Here is a 13,206-nt window from a genome sequence, read left to right as displayed (position 1 = left end):
ACGTCCCGGATACGGACAACGACACACAATATACTGCCGGCAACGGCCTGAACCTTGACGGGAGCAACGAGTTCACGGCCGTTGCGAGCCCCGATGCGGACAATGCCCTTGACGTACGCGCCAACGGTATCTACGCGACGGACGACCAGGACGCCGGAGAGGTTTCGATAGCGGATGCAGGGAACAACTTCACGGGGACGACTGTGGAGGCTGCATTAGCAGAATTGGCTGGAAGTAGTACAAGTATGTACGTTGCAGATGGAACATTGACCGGCCCAAGAACTGTAAATGGAGGAAGTAATTCTTTGACATTTACCGGAATAAATGGATTGCAATTTAGTTCTGTAACGCTTCAGGCCTTTACAACAGGTGCAATTCAATTAGGTTCGACCGGAGGTACAACTCAAATTTCTGGAGTTTCTGGAATACAGCTTCAGCATGCTACAACAGTTCAATCTAATTTAACGGTAAACGGTAGTATTATTGACAGTAGTGGGGATGCTGGAACTTCAGGACAATTGTTAAGTTCAACAGCTTCCGGAACTAATTGGATAGATGCGCCTACTATAGTAAGTACTGATGCAGAGAATGAGCTTGTAACGGGGACAGATGGTGGTGCATCTTTTGAAATGACCGATATTGATGTGGATGGTGATGGAGCTGTAGAGACTACTGTTGATCAAGCCATGGCTGATATCACCAAAATAACAGCTACTGCAGGAAGAATATTTTATCCACCCTCTATAGCAGTTGATGCTTCAACAATAGGAATAAAAAACATTGATTTATACCAAGAATACCTTGATCAATTTGGAACACCAACAGTATCTAGTGCTGGTGCACCAGCTGCACTTCCAACATATGGCCGTACAGATTTGTACTACTATGTTACCTATGCTGACCCCTCTGTCTTTGAGACAGATTCTGGTGACCCTAATTTCATGACTATTGACGCTAATGGTAATCTAACAATAGAGGTTGAGAATTTACCTACTGATTATAATGCATTGATTAACGTGGTGTTCATGGTTAAGTAATAACAATAAAGACTGGATAAAAAGTTGAAATCAAATACACTACATAAGTCTTTATTCCTCGGCTTTTTTGTGTTCATTTTTGGGATGAGCACCTCAAACGCCCAGTTTCTGCTTCAAGCACCGAGTGGTGGAGGTGAGAGTAATTACCAATGGTTTGAGGCTTCGGATTTGGGAAATGTGCTTAGTACAAACTCATTTTATGAAGCAACGCAACCTGGAGTATATTTCGCAACTTATAACGGAACCCTTTGTGGATCTAATGCAACCGGGTACTTCATCTTAACAGATTGCAGAGCTCCTGATAACGAAGTGACTTTGGATATATCTGCAAGTATTCCTTCTGGGGCAGTGGTGAATTGGAGTCCACCCTTAAGTGGTGATCAGACGCGTCCGACAGTTACGAGTACTTCTACCGTGGAACGATATACGGCGACCATTACAAAAGCTGGAAACGCAAGTCAATTACCTCGATTTACAGTTGTATGCATGACCGAAGCAGCTACCCTAGTTGATGACCTTATTTCGGTAGATGAGGATAGTTCAGTTGTGGTTCCTATTTACGACAACGACACGGATTTACCTTCAACAGGGTCGCTTACTACGACAACTCCTGGGAATGGTTCAGTGTCCATTAACAACAATGGAACCCCAAATGACCCATCAGATGATGTAGTGACGTATACGCCTAATCCAGATTTCAACGGAACAGATACTTTTGATTACACCGTTTGTACCTCAACCGGAGCTTGTAGTAATGCAACCGTTACTGTGGATGTAATTCCAATTGTGGATGCTCTTGACGATTCGGTCGCAACTGACCTTGATATAGTTATAGATATTGATATTTTGGCTAACGATAATGATCTTCCGACAACTGGCACGTTGACAAACACTACACCGACCAACGGAACATTGGTTGTAAATGATAATGGTACCACTGGCAATCCTTCTGACGATACAGTTACCTATACCCCTAACACAGGCTATTTAGGGCCAGATAGTTTTGATTATACCATTTGCGATACTGCAGGAAATTGTAGTACAGCTATAGTGACAATTCTGGTAAATGAGCCTATGGTCAATTTGGATGCGGACAACGATGGTATTGTTGATAGTTTTGAGGATTTGAACACCGATTTGGACAATGATCCTACAACTGATCCTACTGACACGGACAGTGACGGAATACCTGATTATCTGGATATTGATAGTGATAACGATGGAATCCCAGATAACGTTGAAGCACAAAATACGCTTACCTATATTGCCCCAAGCCTTGTTGATGCCAATGATAATGGATTGGATGATGCTTACGAAAATGGAGGTAATATCGGATTGATTCCTATGGATTCAGATGGTGATTTAATTCCTGATTACGTGGATGAGGATAGCGACGACGATAATGTATTGGATAGTATTGAAGGACATGACCAAAATCAGGATGGCATTGCGGATGTAACCTTTATTGGGTCTGATAAAGATAATGATGGACTTGATGATGCTTATGAAGGAAGTACGGTAATTGACATTGATGTGAACGATGAAATTGATAATCCAAGCACCTTCTTAATGGATACTGATACTGATGGTGTTCCTGATTATAGGGACTCCGATGATGATGATGATGGTATTGAAACTGCAGATGAAGATTTGAATGAAGATGGAAATTATGCAAACGATGATTCTGACGAAGATGGAATACCTAACTATTTGGATCCAGATTTAGGACCAACTCAGGTCGACCCAATCGATGTGGTAAATGTAATTACACCAAATGATGATGGAGTACACGATGTATTAACCATTACCAATATAGAAGATTATCCAAACAACACAGTAAAAATATATAACAGATGGGGTGTGCTGGTCTACATGACCAAAGCTTATAACACCAACGGAAATGTTTTTGATGGTACTTCAGAAGGAAGGGTGACCGTTGACCAAAACAATAAGCTTCCAGTTGGTACTTATTTCTATATCATAGATTATGAAGACCCAAGTGGAAATATGAAACAACTATCGGGTTATGTATATATCACCAGATAAAGAATGATGACTGTGGAAAACAATAGAGTTGGAAGAAACATGCGGAAATATCTTTTTATACTAATATTAAGTCTATCTGCGGGTATGTATGCGCAGCAAGATGCGCAGTATACGCAATATATGTACAATACCGTAAGTGTTAATCCGGCTTATGCTGGTTCCCGTGGTCATTTGAGCATTGCTGGCTTGTATCGAAATCAATGGTTGGGATTGAACGGAGCACCAGAAACCCAAACACTAAATATTCACACACCTTTAGGGTATCGCGGAATTGGCTTGGGCTTATCAGTGGTCAATGATAAAATTGGACCGACCTCCGAAACTTATTTTGATGTTGATTTCTCTTATACTATCCGTACTTCCCTCGATGCCAAACTTAGCTTTGGATTAAAGGCTAGTGCCCATATGTTGGATATTAGATATTCAGAATTGGATGATTATTTTACCGATGATTTGTTGCGTCAAGGTGATCAGACCAAGTTTTCACCAAACATAGGGGCAGGAGTGTATTATCATACAGAACGATTTTATACAGGACTTTCGGTACCTCGAATACTGGAAACTTCGCATTTTGATACTTCTTCTGCAACCACGGCAAAAGAACAGATTAACGTCTATTTGATTACAGGTTATGTCTGGGATTTGAATCCATTTCTCAAGTTTAAACCCACTTTATTGACCAAAGCCGTTCAAGGAGCACCCTTGCAAGTAGATTTGTCCGCCAATTTTATGCTTAACGAAAAGTTTGTGGGCGGATTGGCTTATCGCTGGGATGCCGCATTTAGTGGATTGATCGGGTTTCGAGTGTCAGATGAGATGTTTATCGGACTCGCCTATGATCGCGAAATTACCGATTTGGGAGCCACAACTTTTAATGACGGTTCGTTTGAGGTAATTTTAAGATACGATTTCCTAAAAAATGTGGGCAACCTAAAATCTCCTCGATTCTTTTAGCGTTAAAAAAGGTTTAGCAACATTTTAGGAGCATTATCCATAAAAATTCCTGACAAACATCATATTTTTACCCCATGAAAGAGGAAAATGTGATATTAGTCAATGAGCAGGATGAACCTATTGGACTAATGCCCAAAATGGAAGCGCATGAAAAAGCTGTACTCCACAGAGCTTTTTCTGTTTTTATAATGAATGATAAAGGTCAGACTATGCTGCAACAGCGGGCAAGGGACAAGTATCATTCTCCACTGCTTTGGACAAATACCTGCTGCAGCCACCAAAGAGATGGCGAGAGTAATATTGAAGCAGGAAAACGAAGACTTCTGGAAGAAATGGGCTTTCAAACAGAATTGGAAGAATTGTTCTCTTTCATCTATAAAGCACCATTTGACAACGGGCTTACAGAACATGAATTAGACCATGTGATGCTCGGAACCTATAATGATTCACCAGTAATAAACCAAAGTGAGGTAGAATCATGGAAATGGATGCATCCCTCAGATATTAAAAAAGATATTGAGGAGAATCCTAACGAATATACGGTTTGGTTCAAAATTATTTTCGAACGCTTTTATGATTATTTAATACGTAAAGAGGAAAAATGAGAGTAAAAGTAAGTAGAAAGGCAAGTTTTAATGCAGCACACCGGCTTTTTCGAAAAGATTGGGACAAAGAAAGAAACCTTGAAGTTTTCGGGAAGTGTAGCTATCCCAATTATCATGGACACAATTATAGTCTCGTAGTTAGCGTAGAAGGAGAGGTTGATGATGAAACCGGCTTTGTGATGGACTTAAAAGTGCTCAAAAACCTAATTAAGGAACATGTTGAGGAAGCTTTGGATCATAAAAACTTGAATATGGATGTTCCTGAATTCAAGGATTTGAATCCAACTGCTGAAAATATCGCCATTGTAATCTGGAACAAACTCAGACCCCATATAAAACAAACCAACAATTTGGAGGTGGTACTTTATGAAACACCTCGTAACTTTGTAACCTATTCAGGCTAAAATGACCTTATATCCATTAAAATTTAAACCCATCCTTAAAGAACGACTTTGGGGAGGAACAAAGCTAAAAGATGTACTTCAAAAACCAATTGAAAGCGATATTACTGGTGAAAGTTGGGAGCTTTCTGGAGTAAGTGGAGATATTTCCGAAGTCTCCGAAGGAGAACTCAAAGGCGCTTTGCTTACTGATTTAATCGAAAATGTAGGAGAAAAACTATTGGGAAAAAGTGTGGTGGAACGTTTTGGAAATGACTTTCCCATACTTATCAAGTTTATTGATGCCAAACAAGATCTTTCCATTCAATTGCATCCGAATGATAAATTGGCAAAGCAACGACATAACTCTTTCGGAAAAACCGAAATGTGGTATGTAATGGATGCCGACCCTGGGGCGGAATTAATAGTTGGGTTCAATAGAGACGTTGAAAAAGCGGAGTATATCCAAAGCCTCGAAAATGATACATTGCTGAATCTTTTGAATTATGAGGAAGTAGGTGAAGGGGATACTTTTTTTATCAATACAGGAAAAATTCATGCCATTGGCGCGGGGGTTTTATTGGCAGAAATTCAACAGACATCAGATATTACTTATCGAGTGTTCGATTTTAACAGAAGAGATAAAGACGGCAATCTGAGGGAATTACATACTCAATTAGCAGTTGACGCTATAGATTATTCAAAAAGGGATGATTTCAAAGTGGATTATCCTACCGACCTGGACAAGGTGAACAGCATGGTGGATTGTCCATATTTTAAGACCAATATTTTGGAATTGACCAATTCATTGAAACAAGATGTGACCAATCGTGATTCTTTCACCATTTATATGTGTGTTGGAGGAGAAGCGGAAATTACGAACGATTGGGGCAAGACATCCATAAAAAAAGGGGAGACCATTTTGGTGGCCGCCTCAAGTACCATTATTGATATAACTACTGAAGGAGCCAAACTTTTAGAAGTTACCATTTAATATTACCTTTATAAAAACTAGCAATATGGCAAGTATTCGTAATCTAAAGAAAGATGTCAATTTTGTATTAGGAGACATCATTGAAGCGGTTTACATATGGGAAGCCGACACCAATAACAGGGATTCTAAAGAGGGAACGGCAATCATAGACAAGGCAATTGGGGTTTTTGACGACATTATGGGCAAAATACATCAAAAGGATGTGACAGACAATAAGGCCCATTTCAAGGATATCCGCGTCCAATTGGAGGACAAAGCCACCAAGCTTGTAGAAGAGTTGAACAAGCTCATCAAATAGAAGCCTACTTCTCCAAATATTTCTTAAGAGCTTTTCCGTATTTTGAAGAAGCTACCTCTTCGGATAACGTTCCATAGATGGAATCCAAATATTTTGGATTTGCATCATTGGCTTCGGTTAGAAGTACATATGGCGTAACATATGAATCCTTATTGCTCAATCCGAAATTGAGGATGTACAGATACCTTGTAATGATGTTGCGGTTTATCAATTTTTGAATCGAATCTAGAGGAAGGGGATCAACGGAATCCTCATTGCTAGGTTGCCCCAAGCTAAGAAGCTCCAACTCACGAATATTGAACTTGGAAATCATGTCTTTGAACTCTTCGTATGTATCATGACTTTTTGAACCAATAATCTCTGGATTTATATCAAAAGTATTCCATGAAGTATTTATCGTAATCTCCCCGGGTTCACCAAAAAAGATGATACGGTCGTTGACATCGTTGTTGTCTTCCTTTTTTAAGTGTAGATAAAATATTTCTGGACTTTCAACTTCCTTGGTAAACGTGAATGCTCCATCTCCTTCGATTTCCAACGAATCCAGAACTACTAAAGTAGAGTCCTTTACATACTGAAAGAACAAAGCGCCTTTTTTTAGCCCTTTGATATTTCCAGAAACAATCATTGTGTTTTCTGTCTTAGAGTCACAGGATGCAGCCAACACGACAAGACCAAATACAAATAAAAACCTCTTCATTTTTAAAAATTAGCGAGGCAAATATCAAAATATTTCTTCAATTAACTGAACAATAAGATCAGGGAATAACCCAAAATCTTTCAAAAGGAGAGAACTCGCCATTATTTCTAGGCTTGTGGAATGCCATAGGCAATTTTGTCAAATTTTGGATTGAATATCTAATTTTTTGAAACGTTTGAAGATTAGGATCTAGCGCCAATGCAGTCTTAAAGGCTTTTTGGGCTTTATGATCATTTCCCAACTTATAGTAGATGGCTCCCAATTGAAAATGTGTTTCAGGTAATTCAGGTTGCAGCGACTGGGCCTCTTTGGCAAAATGATAGGATTGAGCATATTGATTTTCTAAAAAGAGTGCCTTGCTCAGTTTTAGCAGTTTTTTTGAAGAAGAGTGTATTTTGGTTTCCTCTTCCAACATCTTTAGATAGCTTGTTCGGTGTTGCTCAATGTTTAAGTATTTTTCAGCCTCTGGAAAATTTTGAGTACGAGAAACGATTTCACGGGCGAGCCTTTGAAGTTGCTTCCATTTTTTGGAACGATGGTACAGGTACATTAATAGTTGTTCTGGCTCACCGATATTTTTTGACAAGGCACTCGCTTTTAACAAATGCACTTCGGCATCATCATATCTACGTTGTACAATTAAAAATCTGGCATGAGCAAGAAGGATTTCGGATTGTTCAAAGTCCAATTGGCATGAGGAATCAATTAAGTCTATTGTGTTTTTAGATTCGTCCAAAAGATTTTGAAATTTTATTTTGATGGAATCATGTTGTTTGTTTTTTGCATAGCAATCACTTGCTAAATCAAGAAAGGTTTCGAGCAAGATATAATCTGTTCCATCCAAAAACCCCTTTTTATCATTCGGTGTTTCACTGTGTGTTAAAAAAATGTCATCTGAAAAATGGGAATAGAAGCAGCAAGCAATGATAAAGGACAAAAGGTATAAAAGACTGATTTTTTTTCTTCTGTCTATAGCAAGTTTAAAACCCTTCATACAATCGACATTTAAAGATGCGACCAAAAAGACGCATTACATTAATGTGATTAAGGTAAATCGAAGGAAAGGAATAATTTAGGGTGACTTTACGTATGCCCTGTTTGAATTGACGTATCCCTAAACCTGGTTGATCGATTCAAATTAAACTGAAGACGCAACTTCCATTAATAGAGCACATAAATAAGCCCCTGCAGTGCCTACTACATAGCCAAAAACGGCCAACAGTATTCCAACAGAAGTCAAGGAAGGATGAAACTCAGCAGCTACCACTGGAGCAGAAGCCGCTCCACCAACATTGGCCTGACTCCCCACGGCCAAGAAGAAATAGGGGGCTTTTATAAGTTTAGCTACCAGGATTAACAAACCGGCGTGTATGGAAATCCAAATAAGACCGATGGCAATTAAACCAGGGTTTTCCATGACTCGACCCAGGTCCATTTTCATACCAATTGTGGCAACTAAAATATATATGAACATGCCTCCAATTTTACTTGCTCCAGCACCTTCATAGTTTTTTGCCTTGGTGAACGAAAGCCCTATTCCAATTGCTGTGGCAAAGACCACCATCCAAAGGAATTTAGAGCTCAAAGAGGATAATATCTTCTCTTTGTTTCGAACCACTTCAAAGTTGTTTTCCAAAAATTCGGCAAAATGATATCCCAATAAGTGAGCGATTCCCATTCCTGCAAACGCAAAGAGGAGCATCATGATAAAATCATGTAGGGTGGTCACCCTTGCTATCTTGGCCGAATATGTCGAAACCTTTTCTTTTAATTCTTCTATTGATGAGGTATCTGCTTTTAACCATGCATCAATCTTTTTTGTTTTTCCAATCCCTAGTAGAAGAATTGCCATCCAAATGTTAGCAACAACAATATCGATTAAAACCATGCCCCCATATTTTTCCTGATTAAACTGAAAAACTTCAAGCATAGCGGCTTGATTGGCGCCACCTCCGATCCAACTACCTGCTATGGTGGCAAGTCCCCTCCAAACGGCGTCAAAACCGTTTCCTCCAACGGTTTCCGGAGAAAAAATGGAAACTATCAATATAGCAATGGGACCTCCGATAATAATTCCTGCTGTTCCTGTTAAAAACATGATCAATGCTTTAGACCCTAGGTTTGCAATAGCTTTTAAATCAATGCTTAAGGTCATTAAGATTAGGGCAGCTGGCAGCAAATATCTACTGGCTACATAATAGGTCTGTGACTCTTTTTCATTTATAATGCCCGTACTGGCCAGAATGGCCGGAAGTAAATAACACATTAGAACCGTTGGAACTATAGTGTAGAATTTTTTCCAAAACCCTTTTTTTATTGATGATGTATAAAATACGAAACCTAAGCAGAGGCAAAGAAGACCGAAGATGATTGTGTCCTCGGTAAATGGTAGTTGATCCATGAAAGTCAAATTGCTATGGATTCAAATATAGGAAAATCAATCTTGGATATTTTATAATTCAAGCGGTGGATGAAAATCTATCTATATGTTCAACCAATAGGTGAGTTTTAGATTAATGGATCTATTCCTTGGCATAAAGGTATTTACAAAGTAGTTGTCGTTATAAACCAAAAAGAGATCTGAAAGTGGTGCAAAACGCCATTGTAAACGACTATTGAAACCTAGATTGTCCCGTTGGTTACTATATTGAACCAAGGTCGACCAAAAAATAGATTTGCTAAATGTAATATCAACACGTGGGGCCACTAACCAAATGTCCGCAATGGCATACGGAGCAGGTAAATTTATATGATCGTAATTTAACCCAACCGACATGTTGACCTTAGGTTGTAAACGTAAGTTCAGGTCAGCCTCCATAGAATATCTTTTTCCATTAAAAAATTCACCTATAGATGGTTCAATTCCAAAAAAGAAAGTTTTTCTGCTATCCGAACGATATTCAATTTCGAACTCGGTAAAGTTGTAATCAGAATCGGCTGGTAAAGCAATTGCACCATCTTTTCCGGTCGGTTCAAAATCATCGGTCAAAAGAATGTATCGGTTGGTGACCTGGGCCTCGAGTTCTGAGGTACTGTTAAATTCTGCTCGCCATTCTAGGTTGACCATATGATCCGAGTACGTATAGTCCAGATTAGGGCGCCAAGTAAGCACGGAAAACAGTTCCAAGGTGTGATTATTTACTTTGCCACTTTTTTTAGGCCAAAAGTTTTTATTGATTGATCCGGCGGTCTTAAAAATGTCTTTTCTTGGAATGAAGCCAAGATCAGAATTGAATTCTTCATCGATGTAAACAACATCTACAAATGACCCATAGTTCCTAGTGTTGAAACCTATGGTGCCACCTGCCGAGAAATTTCCAGTTTTGTCTCCTGGTTGGAAGGACTTATGTCCGTATACTTTTCCTTGCCAAACATTGTCGGCCGATGCCAGATTGTAATCTACCCCTACAACACGGTTGTATTCCTCACCTTCTTCCAAAAAATCAGGAGCATCAAACGATTGTCTATTGATAAAGAACATCCCAATATTAGATCTCGAAAAGACCTTTTGTTGCAGGGTGAGCATCATGTTGTTGTTCGATGCAATTTGGTTGGCGGCATCTTCTTCGGTTTGAATATTCAACAAGCCGAGACGTAAATTGTTGTTGAGCTTTCCGCTTAATCGTACCCCACCAATGATTCTATTTTCTATGGTATTGTCTTCAGTGTCTTTGGCAATGCCGATTCTTCTTGAAAAGAAAGGGTTGGCGTCTCTACGGCCACCAAAGTTTCCAAATAGGTCACTGTTATCAATAAAGAATTGACGTCTTTCAGGAAGCGAAACTTCAAAACGTGTAAGATTAGTGATAAAATTATCGACTTCGACCTGAGAAAAATCAGGGTTCACTGTAATATCGAGATTCATTCCATTGCCTATGGCCACTTTGGCATCTCCCCCGACCTTTATATTATTGGTAGATTCATTGTTCTCATAGTCTTTACCTGAAATTCCATTGATATAAGGAATTATAGCAAGTGGAGTCCTTGACTTTCCAAGGGGTCGTTCAAAAACCATATCCCCCATAAAGGCAAGACTTACAATAAATTGATTTTGAGGAATCTGTATCCAAGTGCTTCTCTCATTGGCCTGCATGTCAAACCGATAGCTGTTGAACCTCCATTTGGTTTCTCCTTCACGAAACTTAAAGGATGTCAACGGAATTGCCAATTCTGAAATATAATAGTTGTCATGAATCTTGGATTCACCTTTCCATTTCACATCCCAAGATGTGGTAAAACCGCTTACATCACTACCTCCACCCGAAATAAGTGCCTCACGGCGCACACCAAGGGGGTTAATTCCAAATAAAAAGGCATTGGTCCCATCGTTAAAAGTATCAAACAGTAGACTTATATTGTCATTACCACCTGCTCTATAATCCCTTTTTAAGGAAGGTGTAATAAAATCAGTGCCCCTTGTATCTTGTTTGATGCCAATGTATAGCGTTGTGTCATCAAAAAGCATCCTGATGTCAGTTTTTTGGGTGGCCATTACAGAATCTGAAGGAAAGTTTTGATGAAAATCCCTAGGTCCATCTGCGGTTTCCCAAACTGACTCATCGAGCATACCGTCGAGGGTTATGGGGTGGTCAATGTATTTGACTACAAACGATTTCTTAGGAGATTGGGCAGAGAACAAAAGTGGACACAGCAATGTAACAAGTACATAACGAAGCTTAGACATAGGTGAATTTGAGTTAGCCGTCCAAATTTAAGGGGAAGCTCCGTTAAAAAAATCCTAAAAAAGAAGGTAATGTGCTAAAAATGAAATCGACATGTTTTTTCAATATTATTTGTACTGTCTTTTCTACTTTTGGGAAAACTTCATTCAATGCGGAAAATACTTATGCTTATTTTGATCATACCTTTTTTTGGTGTGGCAAATTTTTGGGGAAAAACTGGACATAGAGTTACAGGGCACATTGCTGAAAAGCATCTTACGGGTAAGGCAAAAAGAGCATTGAAAGACCTGTTAGATGGACATAGTTTGGCTTTTGTGTCCACTTTTGCAGATGAAATCAAGGCAGACCGAGCATACTCGAAATTTTCGGCTTGGCATTATGTCAACTATCCACTGGGGATGAGATATGAAGATTCGAAAAAAAGCAAATATGGTGATTTGATAACCGCCATTGAGGAATGCACAAGAATAGTAAAGAACAAGAACAGTTCGCGGGAGGATAGAGTCTTTTATCTTAAAATGTTGATTCATTTGATAGGTGACCTCCACCAACCCATGCATGCCAGCAGGGCAGAAGACAAAGGAGGTAATGACATACAGGTGCAATGGTTTGGCGAAGGGTCAAATTTGCATCGGGTATGGGATAAGAACCTGATACTTTCCTATGGAATGACCTATACTGAGCTTGCTACTGAACTGGACCAAGCCTCGAGGAAAGAACGTAAAAAAATTCAGGAAGGTACCATATACGATTGGGTCCATGAATCACATGAACTATGCGCAGAGATTTATGATTCCGTGGAAGTTGGGGAAAAACTAGGGTATAAGTATGGCTATAAGTATAATAACGTACTCTTTAACCAATTACAGAAGGGAGGGTTGCGCTTGGCCAAGGTATTGAACGACCTTTTTGCTTAAATGAGTATCCTGAACGTTAGGTTGATACGTCCACTTATGGATTTGGATGTTTTAGGAATTTGATGCTGCCAGTAATGTTGTGTTTTCCCCTTCATTACCAATAAACTTCCGTTTTTCAGTAATATTTTATGTTTCAAGGTTTTATCCTCTTTGTTTCTTAAATGGAAGAATCGTTCACTGCCAAGGGAAATCGAAGCTATAATCGGGTTTTTTCCAAGTTCTTTTTCATCATCGGCGTGCCAACCGTTGCTATCTTTCCCATCCCTATAGTAGTTTAATAAACAGGTATTGAATGAAACATTTGTAACCTGTTCCACCTTATTTTTAATATTGAGCAATTCTGGCGTAAAAGGATTGGGGTACATTGTAATTCCTGAATAAGAATAAGTGCTCCGGCCAGTTCCGAAAAGAGCCGTCAGCCTTGGTTGGTCATAAACTTTTCCGAAAACCGTAATTTTATCTTGTTGCCAAGGAATAGAATCTTTTAAGGATTGAAAATGATGTCGTGCAGTTTCTAATGAAAAGAAATTGGGGAAATAGACAATATCACAATCGGGAAGGTCTAAAATGATTTTTTGAGAAAAGAGCTGCAT

General features: G+C 39.2%; 13 protein-coding genes. 8 read left to right on the top strand and 5 right to left on the bottom strand.

Annotation, left to right across the window (positions count from 1 at the left end; genetic code table 11):
* The 7 genes from E4661_RS19110 to E4661_RS15590 form a co-directional block, all read left to right on the top strand.
* The coding region (locus E4661_RS19110; protein ID WP_168796386.1) for a hypothetical protein at positions 1-1,037 on the top strand (1,037 nt) is incomplete at its 5' end.
* Positions 1,038-1,121: 84 nt separating this feature from the next.
* Positions 1,122-3,083, top strand: coding sequence for a T9SS type B sorting domain-containing protein (locus tag E4661_RS15615; RefSeq protein WP_136468395.1), 1,962 nt, complete (start codon positions 1,122-1,124; stop codon positions 3,081-3,083).
* Positions 3,084-3,122: 39 nt separating this feature from the next.
* Positions 3,123-4,037 carry a PorP/SprF family type IX secretion system membrane protein gene (locus tag E4661_RS15610; RefSeq protein WP_240751498.1) on the top strand — a complete coding sequence of 305 codons (915 nt, stop codon included), beginning with the start codon at positions 3,123-3,125 and terminating at the stop codon, positions 4,035-4,037.
* A 74-nt stretch (positions 4,038-4,111) separates the two neighbouring features.
* Complete coding sequence (gene idi, locus E4661_RS15605) at positions 4,112-4,642, top strand: isopentenyl-diphosphate Delta-isomerase (protein WP_136468393.1); 531 nt, start codon at positions 4,112-4,114, stop codon at positions 4,640-4,642.
* Positions 4,639-5,046: a 6-pyruvoyl trahydropterin synthase family protein gene (locus E4661_RS15600; protein WP_136468392.1), complete on the top strand. Its 408-nt coding sequence runs from the start codon at positions 4,639-4,641 to the stop codon at positions 5,044-5,046. Before idi ends, E4661_RS15600 begins: the two co-directional genes overlap by 4 nt.
* Before the next feature lies 1 nt (position 5,047).
* Complete coding sequence (locus E4661_RS15595; protein ID WP_136468391.1) at positions 5,048-6,016, top strand: type I phosphomannose isomerase catalytic subunit; 969 nt, start codon at positions 5,048-5,050, stop codon at positions 6,014-6,016.
* A 25-nt stretch (positions 6,017-6,041) separates the two neighbouring features.
* A complete protein-coding gene (locus E4661_RS15590; protein WP_136468390.1) occupies positions 6,042-6,314 on the top strand; it encodes a hypothetical protein in 273 nt (90 codons plus the stop codon).
* Between the two features lie 4 nt (positions 6,315-6,318).
* Here E4661_RS15590 and E4661_RS15585 read toward each other — a convergent pair whose 3' ends face one another.
* The 4 genes from E4661_RS15585 to E4661_RS15570 form a co-directional block, all read right to left on the bottom strand.
* Positions 6,319-7,014 carry a DUF4369 domain-containing protein gene (locus tag E4661_RS15585; RefSeq protein WP_136468389.1) on the bottom strand — a complete coding sequence of 232 codons (696 nt, stop codon included), beginning with the start codon at positions 7,012-7,014 and terminating at the stop codon, positions 6,319-6,321.
* 58 nt (positions 7,015-7,072) lie between these two features.
* Positions 7,073-8,008, bottom strand: coding sequence for a tetratricopeptide repeat protein (locus E4661_RS15580; RefSeq protein ID WP_136468388.1), 936 nt, complete (start codon positions 8,006-8,008; stop codon positions 7,073-7,075).
* 144 nt (positions 8,009-8,152) lie between these two features.
* Positions 8,153-9,415 (bottom strand): DUF819 family protein, encoded by a 1,263-nt coding sequence (locus E4661_RS15575; RefSeq protein ID WP_136468387.1) that lies wholly within the window; start codon positions 9,413-9,415, stop codon positions 8,153-8,155.
* An 81-nt stretch (positions 9,416-9,496) separates the two neighbouring features.
* A complete protein-coding gene (locus E4661_RS15570) occupies positions 9,497-11,698 on the bottom strand; it encodes a DUF5916 domain-containing protein (protein WP_136468386.1) in 2,202 nt (733 codons plus the stop codon).
* A 147-nt stretch (positions 11,699-11,845) separates the two neighbouring features.
* Here E4661_RS15570 and E4661_RS15565 point away from each other — a divergent pair, with 147 nt between their 5' ends.
* The gene (locus E4661_RS15565; RefSeq protein ID WP_136468385.1) at positions 11,846-12,613 is read left to right on the top strand and encodes a S1/P1 nuclease; all 768 of its coding nucleotides are present in this window, start codon (positions 11,846-11,848) and stop codon (positions 12,611-12,613) included.
* Here E4661_RS15565 and E4661_RS15560 read toward each other — a convergent pair.
* Positions 12,610-13,206, bottom strand: coding sequence for an alpha-ketoglutarate-dependent dioxygenase AlkB family protein (locus E4661_RS15560; RefSeq protein WP_136468384.1), 597 nt, complete (start codon positions 13,204-13,206; stop codon positions 12,610-12,612). The genes E4661_RS15565 and E4661_RS15560 overlap by 4 nt on opposite strands.

It is taken from the genome of Flagellimonas onchidii, from assembly GCF_004804315.1.
Lineage (GTDB): Bacteria > Bacteroidota > Bacteroidia > Flavobacteriales > Flavobacteriaceae > Flagellimonas > Flagellimonas onchidii.
This window is presented reverse-complemented; position numbering and strand designations above follow the sequence as displayed.